14 protein-coding genes are annotated in these 17,219 nt (G+C 60.6%); 13 read left to right on the forward strand and 1 reads right to left on the reverse strand.

Annotated elements, in window-relative coordinates; genetic code table 11:
• The 8 genes from dnaE to ispD all read left to right on the forward strand — a co-directional run bounded on the left by dnaE (window position 1) and on the right by ispD (window position 11,444).
• Window positions 1-3,519, forward strand: a complete 3,519-nt coding sequence (gene dnaE, locus NRB16_RS03885; protein WP_045488713.1) for a DNA polymerase III subunit alpha — start codon at window positions 1-3, stop codon at window positions 3,517-3,519.
• A gap of 112 nt (window positions 3,520-3,631) precedes the next feature.
• Window positions 3,632-4,579 (forward strand): acetyl-CoA carboxylase carboxyl transferase subunit alpha, encoded by a 948-nt coding sequence (gene accA / locus NRB16_RS03890; RefSeq protein WP_045488716.1) that lies wholly within the window; start codon window positions 3,632-3,634, stop codon window positions 4,577-4,579.
• 50 nt (window positions 4,580-4,629) lie between these two features.
• The gene (gene tilS / locus NRB16_RS03895) at window positions 4,630-5,952 is read left to right on the forward strand and encodes a tRNA lysidine(34) synthetase TilS (RefSeq protein WP_257105502.1); all 1,323 of its coding nucleotides are present in this window, start codon (window positions 4,630-4,632) and stop codon (window positions 5,950-5,952) included.
• A 274-nt stretch (window positions 5,953-6,226) separates the two neighbouring features.
• Window positions 6,227-7,858 (forward strand): CTP synthase, encoded by a 1,632-nt coding sequence (locus tag NRB16_RS03900; protein ID WP_045488719.1) that lies wholly within the window; start codon window positions 6,227-6,229, stop codon window positions 7,856-7,858.
• Between the two features lie 17 nt (window positions 7,859-7,875).
• Window positions 7,876-8,721, forward strand: coding sequence for a 3-deoxy-8-phosphooctulonate synthase (gene kdsA / locus NRB16_RS03905; protein WP_045488722.1), 846 nt, complete (start codon window positions 7,876-7,878; stop codon window positions 8,719-8,721).
• 141 nt (window positions 8,722-8,862) lie between these two features.
• The gene (gene eno, locus NRB16_RS03910) at window positions 8,863-10,152 is read left to right on the forward strand and encodes a phosphopyruvate hydratase (RefSeq protein ID WP_045488724.1); all 1,290 of its coding nucleotides are present in this window, start codon (window positions 8,863-8,865) and stop codon (window positions 10,150-10,152) included.
• Between the two features lie 294 nt (window positions 10,153-10,446).
• Window positions 10,447-10,725: a cell division protein FtsB gene (ftsB, locus tag NRB16_RS03915; RefSeq protein ID WP_045488725.1), complete on the forward strand. Its 279-nt coding sequence runs from the start codon at window positions 10,447-10,449 to the stop codon at window positions 10,723-10,725.
• An 8-nt stretch (window positions 10,726-10,733) separates the two neighbouring features.
• Entirely contained in the window at window positions 10,734-11,444 is a 711-nt protein-coding gene (gene ispD, locus NRB16_RS03920; protein ID WP_045488726.1) for a 2-C-methyl-D-erythritol 4-phosphate cytidylyltransferase, read from the forward strand.
• Between the two features lie 339 nt (window positions 11,445-11,783).
• On the opposite strand, the gene NRB16_RS03925 is transcribed toward ispD, so the two are convergent.
• Window positions 11,784-12,689 carry a LysR substrate-binding domain-containing protein gene (locus NRB16_RS03925; RefSeq protein ID WP_257105503.1) on the reverse strand — a complete coding sequence of 302 codons (906 nt, stop codon included), beginning with the start codon at window positions 12,687-12,689 and terminating at the stop codon, window positions 11,784-11,786.
• A gap of 123 nt (window positions 12,690-12,812) precedes the next feature.
• Between NRB16_RS03925 and NRB16_RS03930 the strand changes: the two genes are divergently transcribed.
• The 5 genes from NRB16_RS03930 (at window position 12,813) to surE (ending at window position 17,186) form a co-directional block, all read left to right on the forward strand.
• Window positions 12,813-13,925, forward strand: a complete 1,113-nt coding sequence (locus tag NRB16_RS03930; RefSeq protein WP_045488731.1) for an S-(hydroxymethyl)glutathione dehydrogenase/class III alcohol dehydrogenase — start codon at window positions 12,813-12,815, stop codon at window positions 13,923-13,925.
• Window positions 13,926-14,005: 80 nt separating this feature from the next.
• Entirely contained in the window at window positions 14,006-14,854 is an 849-nt protein-coding gene (gene fghA / locus NRB16_RS03935; protein WP_257105504.1) for an S-formylglutathione hydrolase, read from the forward strand.
• Window positions 14,855-14,920: 66 nt separating this feature from the next.
• Complete coding sequence (gene ispF, locus NRB16_RS03940; RefSeq protein WP_045488736.1) at window positions 14,921-15,394, forward strand: 2-C-methyl-D-erythritol 2,4-cyclodiphosphate synthase; 474 nt, start codon at window positions 14,921-14,923, stop codon at window positions 15,392-15,394.
• A complete protein-coding gene (gene truD / locus NRB16_RS03945) occupies window positions 15,391-16,449 on the forward strand; it encodes a tRNA pseudouridine(13) synthase TruD (RefSeq protein WP_045488739.1) in 1,059 nt (352 codons plus the stop codon). The genes ispF and truD overlap by 4 nt, the downstream gene beginning before the upstream one ends.
• Window positions 16,437-17,186 carry a 5'/3'-nucleotidase SurE gene (gene surE, locus NRB16_RS03950; RefSeq protein WP_045488742.1) on the forward strand — a complete coding sequence of 250 codons (750 nt, stop codon included), beginning with the start codon at window positions 16,437-16,439 and terminating at the stop codon, window positions 17,184-17,186. Before truD ends, surE begins: the two co-directional genes overlap by 13 nt.
• Window positions 17,187-17,219: the final 33 nt, after the last annotated feature.

Here is a 17,219-nt window from a genome sequence, read left to right on the forward strand (position 1 = left end):
ATGTCGGCTTCTTTCGTTCATCTGCGCCTGCACACCGAATACTCTCTGGTCGACGGTCTGGTGCGAGTCAAGCCACTGGTCAAAGCGTTGACCGGCATGAACATGCCTGCCGTTGCGGTCACTGACCAGAGCAACATGTGTTCGCTGGTCAAGTTCTACAAGGCCGCGCAAGGCGCGGGGATCAAGCCGATCTGCGGTGCCGACCTGTGGCTGGCCGGCAAGAACGCCGATGCGCCGCTCAGCCGTCTGAGCCTGCTGGTCATGAACCCGCAGGGCTATCGCAACCTTACCGAGCTGATCTCTCGCGGCTTCACCGAAGGGCAGAGCAACGGCCATGTCGTGGTTCAGCGCCAGTGGGTGGCTGAGGCCAGCGACGGCCTGATCGCCCTGTCGGCAGCCAAAGAGGGTGAGATCGGCATGGCGCTGCTCTCCGGTAATACTGATGAAGCCGATCAGTTGCTTAGCGAATGGATGGCGGTTTTTCCTGATCGGTTTTATATCGAGGTGCAGCGCACCAACCGGGTCAACGACGAAGAACACCTGCACGCTGCAGTGGCGCTGGCTGATAAACATGGCGCGCCGCTGGTGGCGACCAACGATGTACGCTTTATCAAGCAGTCAGACTTCGAGGCCCACGAGACCCGCGTGTGCATCGGAGAAGGCAGGGCGCTGGACGATCCGCGCCGTTCGCGCAATTACAGTGATCAGCAGTACCTCAAAAGCCCTGAGGAAATGGCCGAGCTGTTCAGCGATCTGCCCGAGGCCATTGAGAACACGGTCGAAATCGCCAAGCGCTGCAACATCGACGTCAAGCTGGGCACTCACTTTTTGCCCAACTTCCCGATTCCCGATGGCATGACCATCGATGAGTACTTTCGCAAGGTGTCGTTCGATGGCCTGGAAGAGCGTCTGGCCGTATTACTCCCGCCGGATTCTGAAAACTACCAGGCGCGCAAGCAGGTCTACATCGACCGGCTGAATTTCGAGCTGGACATCATCATCCAGATGGGCTTTCCCGGCTACTTCCTGATCGTTATGGACTTCATTCAGTGGGCCAAGAACAATGGTGTGCCGGTAGGTCCGGGCCGTGGTTCGGGTGCCGGCTCGCTGGTCGCCTACGTGCAGAAGATTACCGACCTCGACCCACTGGAATACGACCTGCTGTTCGAGCGGTTTCTTAACCCCGAGCGGGTTTCGATGCCCGACTTCGACGTCGACTTCTGCATGGACGGCCGCGACCGGGTAATCGACTATGTGGCCGAAAAATACGGCCGCAACGCAGTGAGCCAGATCATCACCTTCGGTTCGATGGCGGCCAAGGCGGTGGTGCGCGACGTGGCGCGGGTGCAGGGCAAGTCTTACGGCCTGGCTGACCGGCTGTCGAAGATGATCCCCTTCGAAGTCGGCATGACCCTGGAAAAGGCTTACGAGCAAGAAGAAATCTTGCGTGACTTCCTCAAGAACGATGAGGAAGGCGCAGAAATCTGGGAAATGGCGCTCAAGCTTGAGGGCGTGGTGCGTAACGTCGGCAAGCACGCCGGTGGCGTGGTCATCGCGCCAACCAAGCTGACCGACTTTGCGCCGATCTATTGTGATGAGGCCGGTGATGGCCTGGTAACCCAGTTCGACAAGGATGACGTCGAGTCGGCGGGCCTGGTGAAGTTCGACTTCCTTGGCCTGCGTACGCTGACCATCATCGACTGGGCGCTGGACACCATCAACCGCGACCGGCGCCGCGATGGCGAAGAGCCGCTCGATATTGCATTCATCCCGCTGGACGACAAGCCGACCTACGAGCTGCTGCAGCGCGCCGAGACCACGGCGGTGTTCCAGCTCGAGTCGCGGGGTATGAAAGAGCTGATCAAAAAGCTCAAGCCCGACTGCCTCGAAGACTTGATCGCACTGGTGGCGCTGTTCCGTCCGGGACCTTTGCAGTCCGGCATGGTTGACGACTTCATCAACCGCAAGCACGGCCGCGCCGAGCTGGCCTACCCGCACCCTGACTACCAGTACGAAGGCCTGCAGCCGGTGCTGGCACCGACCTACGGCATCATTCTGTATCAGGAACAGGTGATGCAGATCGCTCAGGTCATGGCTGGCTACACCCTCGGTGGCGCCGACATGTTGCGCCGCGCCATGGGTAAGAAAAAGCCCGAGGAAATGGCCAAGCAGCGCGGCGGTTTCATCGAGGGTTGCGCGGCGAACAATATCGACGCCGACCTGGCGGGTAACATTTTCGACCTGGTAGAGAAGTTTGCCGGTTACGGCTTCAACAAATCCCACTCGGCCGCCTATGGCCTGGTCTCTTACCAGACCGCCTGGCTGAAGATGCACTACCCGGCGCCATTCATGGCCGCGGTGCTGTCGGCCGATATGCACAACACCGACAAGGTCGTGACCCTGATCGAGGAAGTGCGCAGCATGAAGCTGCGCCTCGATGCGCCGGATGTGAACATCTCCGAATTCAAGTTCACCGTCAGCGACGATGGGCGCATTCTCTACGGCCTTGGGGCGATCAAGGGCGTGGGCGAGGGGCCGGTCGAGGCGATTACCGAGGCGCGCAAGGACGGGCCGTTCAAGGATCTGTTCGATTTCTGTGCGCGGGTCGACCTCAAACGGGTCAACAAGCGCACGCTCGACGGCTTGATTCGCAGTGGTGCGCTGGATCGTCTGGGTCCGTATTTCGAGCTTGAGCCCAAGGCCTATCAGGCCAATATCGACCGTAATCGTTCGTTGCTGCTGGCGGCCCTGGAGGAAGCCATCCAGGCCGCCGAGCAGACCGCACGCAGTCGTGACAGCGGTCACTCGGACCTGTTTGGCGGGTTGTTCGAGGCCGAAGACGCCGATGTCTACGCCAACCATCGCAAGGCCCGCGAGATCACTCTCAAGGAGCGTTTGCGTGGCGAGAAAGAGACCCTGGGTCTGTACCTGACCGGCCACCCTATCGATGAGTATGAGGGCGAGATTCGCCGCTTTGCTCGCCAGCGCATCATTGATCTGAAGCCTGCGCGCGATACCCAGACGGTAGCCGGCCTGGTGATTGCTTTGCGGGTCATGAAGAACAAGAAGGGTGACAAGATGGGATTCATCACCCTGGACGACCGGTCGGCGCGTATTGAGGCCTCCTTGTTCGCCGATGCCTTCCACTCGGCGCAGTCGTTATTGCAGACTGATGCTATCGTGGTGGTCGAAGGTGAAGTGAGTCACGACGATTTCTCCGGTGGCCTGCGGTTACGGGCAAAGCGGGTCATGAGTATCGAAGATGCGCGCACCGGCCTTGCTGAAAGCCTGCGCCTGACCGTAAGTGCCGAGGCACTCAAGGGTGACCGTCTGCGTTGGCTGGGCGAGCTGTGCAAGCGCCATCGCGGTGCCTGTCCTGTGACCCTCGATTACACCGGGCTGGACGCCAGAGCGGTTCTGCAGTTCGGCGAAAGTTGGCGAATTGACCCTGCTGACAACCTGATTCAGGCGCTGCGTGACCAGTTCGGACGCGAGAACGTCTTTCTCCAGTATCGTTAAACGCTTAAAATCCAGAATTTTTAATCTCGACCTGAATGCGCCTCTTCCGTAAGGTGGGGCGCTAACGGATCAACCGGCCGGCCTCTTGGCCGTCGACCCAAGACGGATGCCTATGAACCCGAATTTTCTCGATTTCGAACAGCCTATCGCTGACTTGCAAGCCAAGATCGAAGAGCTGCGCCTGGTAGGCAATGACAACTCGCTGAACATCAGCGACGAAATCTCCCGGCTGCAGGACAAGAGCAAAACGCTCACCGAAAGCATTTTCAGCAACCTGACCAGTTGGCAGATTGCCCGGATGGCACGTCATCCGCGCCGTCCTTACACCCTGGACTACATCGAGCACATCTTTACCGAGTTCGATGAGCTGCATGGCGATCGGCACTTCTCCGATGATGCCGCCATCGTTGGTGGTGTTGCGCGTCTGGATGACCAGCCGGTGATGGTGATCGGTCACCAGAAAGGCCGTGAAGTGCGTGAGAAGGTGCGCCGCAATTTCGGCATGCCGCGCCCTGAAGGCTATCGCAAAGCGTGCCGCCTGATGGAAATGGCCGAGCGCTTCAAAATGCCGATCGTGACCTTCATCGATACCCCTGGTGCTTACCCGGGCATCGATGCTGAAGAGCGCAACCAAAGCGAAGCCATTGCCTGGAACCTGCGTGTCATGGCCCGCCTGAAAACCCCGATCATCGCCACCGTGATCGGTGAGGGTGGCTCGGGCGGCGCATTGGCCATCGGTGTCTGCGACCAGCTGAACATGTTGCAATATTCGACCTACGCGGTGATCTCGCCGGAAGGCTGTGCGTCGATCCTGTGGAAAACCGCCGAGAAGGCCCCGGACGCCGCTGAGGCCATGGGCATCACTGCCGAGCGCCTCAAGGGCCTGGGCATTGTCGATAAGGTGATCAAGGAGCCACTGGGTGGCGCGCACCGCGATCCGGTGCTGGTTTCGGCGACTATTCGTGAAGAGCTGCTCGGCCAGCTGTCCATGCTGAAGAAGCTCGACACCGACGCGCTGCTGGCTCGTCGCTATGAGCGTCTGATGAGCTACGGCGTCTGACATGCTGCTGGTCGGCCATGGCGTCACGCCTGGCCGGCCGGTTTCTTGCCATGAACGATATTGAGCTGCGCGCCGCGCTCGCCAGCGCGCTGACTGACGCAAGCCAGGCACCGGCCTTGCTCGTCGCTTTCTCCGGTGGTCTTGACTCCACTGTCCTGCTGCATCTGCTGACCGATCTGCGCCAGCGCCAATCCCTCCCCGAGCTTCACGCCATTCATGTTCATCACGGCCTGCAGGCCGTAGCTGACACTTGGCCGCAACATTGTCATGAGGTCTGCGCGGCGTTGGACGTGCCACTTAGTGTCACGCACGTGCAGGTGGCTTCAGGCGCGAGTCTGGAGCAGGCGGCGCGTCAGGCGCGTTATGCGGTATTTGCCGATGTGCTGGGGGCAGAGCAGTGGTTGCTCAGTGCCCAGCACCGTGATGACCAGGCTGAAACCTTACTGTTGCGGTTATTGCGCGGTGCCGGCGTGCGCGGTCTGGCGGCCATGGCGCCGCGACGCAGGCTTGGTCAGGGGTATCTGGTGCGGCCCTTGCTGGAGGTACCGCGCGCTGCTCTTGAGGCGTATGCCCGGCGTCACGGGCTGCGCTGGATCGAGGATCCAAGCAATCAGAATGTGCAGTTTGCGCGCAACTTGCTACGCGGACAGGTGTTGCCGTTGTTGCGCTCGCGCTGGCCGCAGGCGGCTGCCAGCCTGGCGCGCAGTGCTGCGCATCTGGCTGAGGCGCAGCAGTTGCTCGGTGAGCTGGCAGAGCAGGATCTGCAGCGTGCTCGTTTGCCGAGTGGGTTTGACTGGCTTGGCCTGCCAAGTCTGGCGCTGATGCCGCTGAGCGGTTTGTCTGCGGCGCGGCAACGCAATGCCCTGCGTCATTGGCTGGCGCCGCTGAGCCGGCTGCCCGACACCGATCACTGGGCCGGCTGGGAAGACTTGCGTGATGCCAGTGCCGCGGCGCATCCGCTGTGGCGTCTGGCTGACGGAGAGCTGCACCGGGCCGCTGGCCATCTGTGGTGGCTGGCCGGTGACTGGCTGCGCCCTGCGGTTGGCGTCATGGCCTGGGATGATCCCCGGCAGCCATTGGTATTGCCTGGTAACGGCCGGTTACGCTTTGACGGCGCAGCGCCGTCGGGAGTATTGCAGGTACGCTATCGCCAAGGCGGCGAGGTGATGCAGTTGGCCGGGCGCGGGCAGCGTGACCTCAAGCGCCTGCTCAACGAGCGCGGCGTGCCGGGTTTTGCGCGCAGCCGTCTGCCGCTGGTGTTTCAGGGCGATCAGTTGCTGGCAGTTGCCAACCTCGCGGGGCTTGATTGTCCGCTGCCCGGCGCAGGCAAACTGATCTGGTGCGCACCGACGAGCGACCAATGTTTGAGATAAAAAGGCCTTTCCGGTAGACTACGCTCCCTTCTTGATACAGCTTGTGTCAGTCGATTCTGAACGACACCAGTTGCCGGTTTTACCTCCAGTGTTTGCTGGGCAATCTTCAAAGTGTGGCGCTATGCAAAGGACAGGACAGGCTTATGCTCGGTCGTTCTTCAACGCAGCAGTTTTCGGAGTGCACCATGTACCCTGTCGGTAACCGGGGGCTTCGGCCTTCCTTCGCTTTCCCCGGCGGCTCTGACCGCTTTAACGCAGACTTCTAGGGTTTTTCATGACGCGCTACATCTTCGTCACGGGCGGTGTTGTTTCTTCATTGGGGAAAGGCATTGCCTCTGCATCTTTGGCGGCCATCCTGGAGGCGCGGGGACTTAAGGTCACCATGCTCAAACTGGACCCGTACATCAACGTCGATCCGGGCACCATGAGCCCGTTCCAGCACGGTGAAGTGTTCGTTACCCACGACGGCGCCGAAACCGACCTGGACCTGGGTCACTACGAGCGGTTCATCCGCACCACGATGACCCAGAACAACAACTTCACCACCGGTCGTGTGTACGAGCACGTGCTGCGCAAAGAGCGCCGTGGTGATTATCTGGGTGCGACCATCCAGGTCATTCCGCACATCACCGACGAAATCAAGCGCCGCATCATCAAGGGTGCTGCCGACGCTGATGTGGCGTTGGTCGAGATCGGCGGTACCGTGGGCGACATCGAGTCGCAACCGTTTCTCGAAGCTATCCGCCAGTTGCGTTTCGAAGTCGGCGCCAAGCGCGCGATGCTGATGCACCTGACTCTGGTTCCGTACATCGCTACCGCTGGCGAGACCAAGACCAAGCCTACCCAGCACTCGGTCAAGGAACTGCGCTCGATCGGCCTGCAGCCAGACGTTCTGGTATGCCGTTCCGATCACCCGATCGATGTCTCGTCGCGTCGCAAGATCGCCCAGTTCACCAACGTTGAAGAGCGTGCGGTGATCGGTCTGGAAGACGCCGATACCATCTACAAAATCCCGGGCATCCTGCACTCCCAGGGGCTGGACGATTTCGTCGTCGAGCGCTTCGGCCTGCAGTGCGGTGGCGCGGACTTGTCCGAGTGGGACGCGGTGGTCGACGCCAAGCTCAACCCTGAGCACGAAGTCACCATCGCCATGGTCGGTAAATACATGGAGCTGCTCGACGCCTACAAGTCGTTGATCGAAGCCATGAGCCACGCCGGTATCACCAACCGCACCAAGGTGAACCTGCGCTACATCGACTCCGAAGACATTGAAAACCAGGGCACTGGCCTGCTCGAAGGGGTGGATGCCATTCTGGTGCCGGGCGGCTTTGGTCTGCGCGGCGTGGAAGGCAAGATCACCGCCGTACAGTACGCCCGTGAAAACAAGGTGCCGTACCTGGGTATCTGCCTGGGCATGCAAGTGGCGGTCATCGAGTTCGCCCGTAACGTGCTGGGCTGGAAAGACGCCAACTCCACCGAGTTCGACCGCACCGTCGAGCATCCGGTGGTTGGCCTGATCACCGAGTGGGAAGACGCCACTGGTGCGGTCGAGACCCGCACCGAAAGCTCCGACCTGGGCGGCACCATGCGTCTGGGTGCCCAGGAATGCCAGTTGCAAGCCGGTTCCAAGGTCCATGACTGCTATGCCAAGGATGTGATCGTCGAGCGTCACCGTCACCGTTACGAGGTCAACAACAACCTGCTGCCGCAACTGATTGAGGCTGGCCTGCAGGTTTCGGGTCGCTCCGGTGACGGCGCGCTGGTTGAAGTGGTCGAGGCACCGGATCATCCATGGTTCGTCGCTTGCCAGTTCCACCCTGAGTTCACCTCGACGCCACGTGACGGCCATCCGTTGTTCAGCGGCTTCGTCAAGGCCGCGCTGGCTCAACATCAGAAGAACGCCTGATTCGGGATACCAAGTACATGGCTCAGAAAACCATCCGCGTCGGTTCCATCGAGATTGCCAACGACAAGCCTATGGTGTTGTTTGGCGGCATGAACGTGCTCGAGTCCCGTGACCTGGCCATGCAGATCTGTGAAGAGTACGTGCGGGTGACCGAGAAACTCGGCATCCCGTACGTGTTCAAGGCCAGTTTCGACAAGGCCAATCGTTCGTCGGTCAACTCGTACCGTGGCCCTGGCCTGGAAGAAGGCCTGCGCATCTTCGAAGAGATCAAGCGCACCTTCAACGTACCGCTCATCACTGACGTGCACGAGCCGCATCAAGCGGCTCCTGTCGCCGAGGTCTGCGACATCATCCAGTTGCCTGCTTTCCTGTCGCGCCAGACCGATCTGGTCGTGGCGATGGCGAAGACTGGCGCGGTGATCAACATCAAGAAGGCCCAGTTCCTCGCGCCTCAGGAAATGAAACACATCCTGACCAAATGTGAAGAAGCGGGTAACGAGCAACTGATTCTCTGCGAGCGCGGTTCGAGCTTCGGCTATAACAACCTGGTCGTGGACATGCTCGGCTTCGGCATCATGAAGCAGTTCCAATACCCGGTGTTCTTCGACGTGACCCATGCCCTGCAAATGCCGGGCGGTCGCAGCGATTCCGCCGGCGGCCGTCGCGCCCAGGTTCTGGAACTGGCCAAGGCCGGTTTGTCTCAGGGCCTGGCGGGGCTGTTTCTGGAAGCCCACCCGGATCCGGATCAGGCCAAGTGTGATGGTCCATGTGCCTTGCGCCTGAACAAGCTTGAGCCGTTCCTCACCCAGCTCAAGGCGCTTGACGATCTGGTGAAAAGTTTCGCCTCTGTCGAAACCGCCTGATAGCGGTTTCCGGTAAAGTGCCGTGCCCGGTGGTCTTGCCTGTCAAGACGCCGGGCCACCATCGGGCCTGACTGTTTTTCGCCCGCTGTGTATCGTTTTTACTGCTGTGTCGTTCTCGTCTATCCCGGAGTGTTTACAACAATGGCAAAAATCGTCGACATCAAAGGTCGTGAAGTTCTCGACTCCCGTGGCAACCCCACCGTGGAAGCAGATGTACTGCTCGACAACGGCATCATCGGTTCGGCCTGTGCGCCGTCCGGTGCCTCAACCGGCTCGCGTGAAGCGCTTGAGCTGCGTGATGGCGACAAGAGCCGTTACCTGGGCAAAGGCGTTCTGAAAGCCGTTGCCAATATCAATGGTCCGATCCGCGACCTGCTGCTGGGCAAAGATCCGGTAGACCAGAAAGCTCTGGATCGCGCCATGATTGAGCTGGACGGTACTGAGAACAAAGCCACCCTGGGTGCCAACGCCATCCTCGCGGTGTCCCTGGCTGCTGCCAAGGCCGCTGCCCAGGATCAGGACCTGCCGCTTTACGCGCACATCGCCAACCTCAACGGCACGCCGGGTCAGTACTCGCTGCCGGTGCCGATGATGAACATCATCAACGGTGGTGAGCACGCTGATAACAACGTCGATATCCAGGAATTCATGGTTCAGCCGGTTGGCGCCAAGACCTTCTCCGACGCGCTGCGCATCGGCACCGAGATTTTCCATCACCTCAAAGCCGTGCTGAAGGCTCGTGGCCTGAACACTGCCGTCGGTGACGAAGGTGGTTTCGCCCCTAACCTGACGTCCAACGAAGACGCCCTGAGCGCCATCGCCGAAGCCGTTGAAAAAGCCGGCTACAAGCTGGGCACCGACGTGACCCTGGCACTGGACTGCGCGGCCAGCGAGTTTTATGAAGGCGGCAAGTACAACCTGTCCGGTGAAGGCAAGTCGTTCGACGCCGAAGGTTTTGCTGACTACCTCAAAGGTCTGACTGAACGTTTCCCGATCATTTCCATCGAAGACGGTCTGGACGAGTCTGACTGGGCTGGCTGGAAGATCCTGACTGACAAGATCGGTGCCAAGGTGCAACTGGTTGGCGACGACCTGTTCGTGACCAACACCAAGATCCTCAAGGAAGGCATCGAGAAGGGTATCGGTAACTCGATCCTGATCAAGTTCAACCAGATCGGCACGCTGACCGAAACCCTGGAAGCCATCCAGATGGCCAAGGCCGCCGGTTACACCGCAGTGATCTCGCACCGCTCCGGTGAAACCGAAGACTCGACCATTGCCGACCTGGCCGTGGGCACTGCTGCTGGCCAGATCAAGACCGGCTCGCTGTGCCGCTCCGACCGCGTTTCGAAGTACAACCAGCTGCTGCGCATCGAAGAGCAACTGGGTTCCAAGGCTGTGTACCGCGGTCGTGCAGAGTTTCGCGGTTGAGCCATAAGTGTTAAAACGGCAAGACCCGCAGGCAACCTGTGCGGGCCTTGGCCAACGTTGTAATGTATTGAGCCTGGCATCTGTCAGGCTCAATGCTGTTTGTCGCATGTGGGCACCTCTAAAAACTAGCTGCGTTGCCATCGCTGCGTTAAAAACAGGCTCACAATGCTCATTTACAACCCGTAAACTCCGCTTGCTTGCCTGTTTTTGCCTTTCGCTGGCTGCCTCACCTACGTTTCTAGAGGCACCCATGTGTTGGCTCTGCCGTCTTCTTACCGGGTAACTGATATTTCAATGCGCAGTCCTTACTGGTTGTTTCTTGTCCTTCTGCTGTTGCTGGGCGGTCTGCAATATCGACTTTGGGTGGGTAATGGCAGCCTTGCGCAAGTCGCCAGCCTGACCAAACAGATTGAAGAGCAGCGGGCCGAGAATGAAAGCCTGCTGGAGCGCAACCGGGTTCTGGACGCGGAGGTCATGGAGTTGAAGAAGGGCCTGGAAACCGTCGAAGAGCGTGCCCGTCACGAGCTTGGCATGGTCAAGGACGGCGAAACCCTCTATCAACTGGCTCGCTGAGTAAGCTGATGACTAGCGTATTGCCTGCCTTCTGGGCAGTTATTCCTGCAGCGGGTGTGGGTGCCCGCATGGCAGCTGACCGTCCCAAGCAGTACCTGCAATTGGGCGCTCTGACTATTGTTGAACACAGCCTGCTGTGTTTTCTCGATCATCCTCGCCTCAAGGGGCTGGTGATCAGCCTGGCGGCGGATGATCCCTACTGGCCGGCCTTGCCCTGCGCGCTGGATTCACGCGTCCAGCGTGTCGATGGCGGCAAGGAACGGGCCGATTCGGTGCTCAATGCGTTGTTGCATCTGCATGCGCAGGGTGCTGACGATGACGATTGGGTGTTGGTGCATGATGCGGCGCGGCCTAATCTGTCGCGTGGCGACCTGGATAACTTGCTGTCGGTACTGGCCGATGACCCGGTGGGTGGTCTGTTGGCGGTGCCAGCGCGCGATACGCTTAAGCGCGCTGATGACCAGGGGCGGGTGACGGAAACCGTGGACCGCAGTTTGATCTGGCAGGCGTATACGCCGCAGATGTTTCGCCTGGGCACTTTGCATCGGGCTTTGGCTGACAGCCTGGTGGCTCACGCTGCAATTACCGATGAAGCTTCGGCTATTGAGTGGGCCGGGCAGGCGCCGCGGTTGGTCGAGGGGCGGTCGGACAATATCAAGGTCACGCGGCCGGAAGATCTGGAGTGGTTGCGGCAGCGGCGCTCGTTTGGTGGGGCTTGAAAGAGCCTTGAGCGGTGTACATTCGCCGCTGCGGTGGTGGGTGTTAGTCACCTTTGCGCTTTTACAGCGGGTCACTTTTGCCTAGCGCGCGTTTGGCTTGAGCTCGTTGCCGTTGCCGTTGCCGTTGCCGTTGCCGTTGATTTTGATCTTCGAGCCGAGATGGCATAGGCGACGCCGAACGCGACGATTGGCGCAGGCCAAGACCGGAGCAAGCGGTTTGGTTCCTTTGTCAAGACAAAGGAACTCGCCCAGCAGGGCGAAACCTGCAGCCCAGCCACCGCTAGGCAAGATTTTCCATCTCTTTAAATGCCAAATGTTAATTCGCGGCTAAAGCCGCTCCTACTGACCCCCGCCCACATATTCTTTACGCTGCGCCAACCCCTGCTTGAGGTAATCCACCAGCTTGCGCACTTTCGGCGACAGGTGGCGTTGCTGCGGATACAGCGCCCACACCGCGGTATTGGGCGGCTGGTGCGCTTCAAGTAGCGACACCAGCGCACCGCTTTGCAAGTGCTCCAGCACGTAATAGTCCGGCAACTGACACAACCCCATGCCATTCAAGGCGGCGTCCAGCACCGCCTGACCGCTGTTGCAACGCCAGTTACCCTGGATCCGTTGTGAAAACTCCCGACCGTTGTATTGCAGCAGCCAGGTGTCGCTGCTGCCGATCAGGCAGTTATGGCGGTTGAGCTCCGACAGGCTGTGCGGTCGGCCATAGCGCTCCAGGTAGGACGGTGAAGCGCACAGATACATGCGTCGCGGTGCCAGGCGTGCAGCCACCAGTCGTGAATCCTGCAAGCGCCCGAGGCGGATCGCCAGGTCCAGGCCCTCGTGAACCAGATCCAGCGTGTCGTTGGACAATTCGATATCAATGCGTAACTGCGGATACTGCTCCATGAAGCGTGTCACCAACGGTGCGATGAAGCGCTCGCCGTAAGCAACGGCGCAGGTCATGCGCAGCAAGCCCTTGGGCTCGCTGGTCAAGTCACTCACCGCGCGCAAGGCTTCCTCGCGGCCGTCCTGCAAGCGCTGGCAGTGCTGCAAAAATGTCTGGCCGGCTTCGGTCAGCGCCACGCGCCGGGTGCTGCGATACAGCAAGCGGGTTTGCAGGCGCTCTTCCAGGCGCACGATCTGCCGACTGATGTGTGACGACGAGACGCCCATGCGCTGTGCGGCGGCGGTGAACTGCCCGCATTCGGCAACCGCAACGAATTCGTCCATTCCTTCCCAACCGCTGGCGAACATTGATTATCCCTGTATGGCAATAATGTTTTGCTTTGGTCCGATTATTCACCACAGCAGCCTGTAATACACTGCTGAAATCATTTTTTACCCTTCAAGCCCATAAAGCCTCCAAAGGAGAACCGCATGATCAAGTCGCGTGCCGCTGTAGCTTTCGCCCCTAACGAACCTCTGCGTATCGTTGAAGTCGATGTCCAGCCGCCTCGTGCTGGCGAAGTGCTGGTGCGTGTCGTGGCCAGCGGCGTCTGCCACACCGATGCCTACACCCTGTCGGGTCAGGACTCTGAAGGCATCTTCCCGTGCATTCTCGGTCACGAGGGTGGCGGTATCGTTGAGGCGGTGGGTGAGGGTGTCACCTCGCTGCAGGTGGGCGATCACGTCATTCCGCTGTACACCGCCGAGTGCGGCAAGTGCAAGTTTTGCACCTCCGGCAAGACCAACCTGTGCCAGGCGGTGCGTGCCACTCAGGGCAAGGGCCTGATGCCTGACGGCACTACCCGGTTCAGCTACAACGGCGAGCCGGTCTACCACTACATGGGCTGCTCGACGTTCTCCGAGTACACCGTGCTGCCGGAAATCTCCCTGGCCAAAATCCCCAAGGAGGCGCCGCTGGAGAAGGTCTGCCTGCTGGGTTGCGGCGTGACCACCGGTATCGGTGCGGTGCTCAACACCGCCAAGGTCAAGGAAGGCGACACCGTAGCCATCTTCGGTCTGGGCGGCATCGGTCTGGCGGCGATCATCGGCGCCAAGATGGCCAAGGCCTCGCGCATCATCGCCATCGACATCAACCCGGCCAAGTTCGACATCGCCCGTGAGCTGGGAGCCACCGATTTCGTCAATCCAAAGGATCACGAGCGTCCGATCCAGGAAGTCATCGTCGAGCTGACCGATGGCGGCGTGGATTACTCCTTCGAGTGCGTCGGCAACGTCAACCTGATGCGCGCCGCGCTGGAATGCTGCCACAAGGGCTGGGGCGAGTCGGTGATCATCGGTGTTGCCGGCGCTGGCCAGGAAATCTCCACCCGTCCGTTCCAGTTGGTGACCGGTCGGGTATGGCGTGGTTCGGCCTTCGGTGGCGTGAAAGGCCGTACCGAGTTGCCGTCCTATGTGCAGAAGTCGGAAACCGGCGAAATCCCGCTGGACAAGTTCATCACCCACACCATGGGCCTGGACGAGATCAACCATGCGTTTGAACTGATGCATGAAGGCAAGAGCATCCGTTCCGTCGTCCACTTCTAAGAGCGCTGCAAGTTTCAAGCAGCAAGTGGAGTTCGCTCTTGCTTGCCGCTTGTAGCTTGAGGTTTATAGCTGGAGGCTCCATGAGTCTGGAAAATATCTCCTGCCAGAAAAGCTTCGGCGGCTGGCACAAGCGTTACAAGCATCACTCCAAGGCGCTGGGCTGCGACATGGTGTTCGCGGTCTATCTGCCGCCGCAGGCCGAACAGGGTGGCAAGCTGCCGGTTCTATACTGGCTGTCGGGGCTGACCTGCACTGACGAGAACTTCATGCAGAAAGCCGGTGCCCAGCGCCTGGCCGCCGAGCTGGGGTTGATCATCGTGGCGCCGGATACCAGTCCGCGCGGGCCGGATGTTGCCGGTGACCCGGATGGGGCCTGGGATTTCGGTCTGGGCGCCGGTTTTTATCTCAACGCCACCGAGCAGCCATATGCCCGGCACTACCGGATGTACGATTACGTGGTCGATGAACTGCCCGCGTTGATCGAAGAGCATTTTCCGGCTTCCCAGGCCCGTGGTATCAGCGGCCACTCAATGGGTGGTCACGGTGCGCTGGTCTGCGCGCTGCGCAATCCGGGTCGCTACCAGTCGGTCTCGGCCTTTTCACCGATCAGCAACCCGGTGGATTGCCCGTGGGGGCAGAAGGCCTTTTCGCGTTACCTGGGCGAAGACCGCTCGCGCTGGCGCGAGTGGGATGCCAGCCTGCTGTTGGCCCAGGCCACGCAGAAGCTGCCAATCCTGGTCGACCAGGGCGACCGTGATGATTTCCTGGTCAACCAGCTCAAGCCCGAGGCGCTGGTACAGGCTGCCAAGGCCGCCGGACATCCGCTGAACCTGCGCATGCAGCCTGGCTATGACCATAGCTACTACTTCATCGCCAGCTTCATCGAAGAACACCTGCGCCATCACGCGACGGCCCTCAAAGCCTACTGACAGGCCGCCCCAAGGTCTGCCAAAGCAGGTAGAATCTCGCCCTGACTTTTATCGGGGCGTTTTTCTATGCGTATAGGCCATGGCTACGATGTGCACCGTTTCGCCGAAGGCGATTTCATTACCTTGGGCGGCGTGCGGATAGCACACGGTTTCGGCCTGTTGGCACATTCCGATGGCGATGTCCTGCTCCACGCCCTGAGCGATGCTCTGCTGGGTGCAGCAGCGCTGGGCGATATCGGCAAGCACTTCCCGGATACCGACCCGCAGTTCAAGGGCGCCGACAGCCGCGTGCTGCTGCGTCATGTGATCAAGCTGGTCGGGGAGAAGGGCTGGAAGGTCGCCAATGTCGACGCCACCATCGTTGCCCAGGCGCCCAAGATGGCCCCGCATATCCAGGCCATGCGCGAGCTGATTGCCCAGGACTTGCAGGTCGATCTCGATCAGGTCAACGTCAAGGCCACTACCACGGAAAAACTCGGCTTCGTCGGCCGTGAAGAAGGCATCGCGGTGCATGCCGTCGCGTTGTTGTTGCGCGCATGACCGAACTCGAACTGCTTGGCCCGCGGGCTTATGGCGATGCGCTGGGCACCGCGCAACTCAAGGCGGTGGCCGAAGATTTCCAGGTCGATGAAGTGCTGGACATCCCGTTGTCTGGCGATGGCGAACACCTGTGGCTGTGGGTCGAGAAGCGTGAGCTGAACACCGAGGACGCTGCGCGTCGTCTGGCGCGGGCTGCGGGCGTGCCGTTGCGCACGGTCAGTTATGCCGGCCTCAAGGATCGCCAGGCGCTGACCCGCCAGTGGTTCAGTATCCAGTTGCCGGGCAAGGCTGACCCTGATCTGGCTGGCGCAGAGGATGCCAGCCTGGCGATCCTCAAGCGCGGCCGGCATCGGCGCAAATTACAGCGCGGTGCCCACTCGGCCAACGGTTTCACCTTGCGTCTGACTGCGCTCAATGCCGACAAGGTGGCCTTGGACAAACGTTTGCAGGCCATTGCCGCGCAGGGTATTCCCAACTACTTCGGTGCCCAGCGCTTTGGTCACGACGGCGGCAATTTGCCGCACGCTCGTGAATATGCCGAGCGCATGGCGTTGCCCGAGCAACGCGCGGTACGCTCGCGGCTGTTGTCGACGGCGCGCAGTTATCTGTTCAACCGGGTACTGGCCGCACGGGTCGCCGACGGCAGCTGGAACCGCGCCCAGGTCGGCGACTTGCTGGCATTCACTGACAGCCGCAGCTTTTTCCCGGCCGGGCCTGAGGAATGCAACGACCCGCGGCTGGCGATTCTCGACCTGCACCCGACCGGCCCGCAGTGGGGCGAGGGTAATTCACCTGCGGCGGCGGCCACGGCGGAACTCGAGAATGGCGTGGCTGCGCAGGAGCCGGCATTGCGTGACTGGCTGGTAAGGGCGGGAATGGAACACGAGCGTCGCATCCTGCGACTGCCCATCGGTCGTCTGACGTGGCATTATCCCGAGCCTGACATTCTGCAACTGGAATTCGTCCTGCCGCCTGGATGTTTCGCGACCGTACTGGTCCGCGAACTTGTCGATCTGGTGCCGGTGGGGCTTACGGATAACCCATGCGTATTCTGATTTCTAACGATGACGGGGTCGCCGCGCCCGGTCTGGCAGCGTTGTATGCAGCGCTGTCGGATTATGCCGAGTGCGTGGTGATCGCCCCTGACCAGGACAAGAGCGGTGCCAGCAGTTCGCTGACCCTCGATCGTCCACTGCACCCGCAGGTGCTGGCCAACGGCTTTATCAGCGTCAACGGCACCCCGACCGACTGCGTCCATCTGGGCCTTAATGGTCTGTTGCCGGACGAACCGGATATGGTGGTGTCCGGGATCAATCTGGGCGCCAACCTGGGCGACGATGTGCTGTATTCGGGGACTGTGGCCGCTGCGCTGGAAGGCCGGTTTCTGCAACGCCCGAGCATCGCCTTTTCGTTTTTGTCGCGTCAGCCGGACAACCTGGCCACGGCGGCGCATTACGCGCGCCTGCTGGTCGAAGCGCACGAGCAGCTCGATCTGCCTGCGCGTACGGTGCTGAATGTGAACGTGCCCAATCTGCCGCTGGACCGGATACGCGGTATCCAGTTGACCCGCCTGGGGCATCGCGCCCGTGCGGCTGCGCCGGTCAAGGTGGTCGACCCGCGCGGCCGCGCCGGCTACTGGATTGCAGCCGCCGGAGATGCGGAGGACGGCGGTGCCGGGACTGATTTTCATGCCGTGATGCAGGGCTATGTGTCGATCACGCCATTGCAGCTTGATCGCACCTATCGGGATGGTTTCGACAGCCTGAACGTCTGGCTGGAGGGGCTGCGTTGAATTCAAGGGATGATCTGCTGCGCCGTGGTATCG

It is taken from the genome of Pseudomonas sp. LJDD11, assembly GCF_024584215.1.
Taxonomy (GTDB): domain Bacteria; phylum Pseudomonadota; class Gammaproteobacteria; order Pseudomonadales; family Pseudomonadaceae; genus Aquipseudomonas.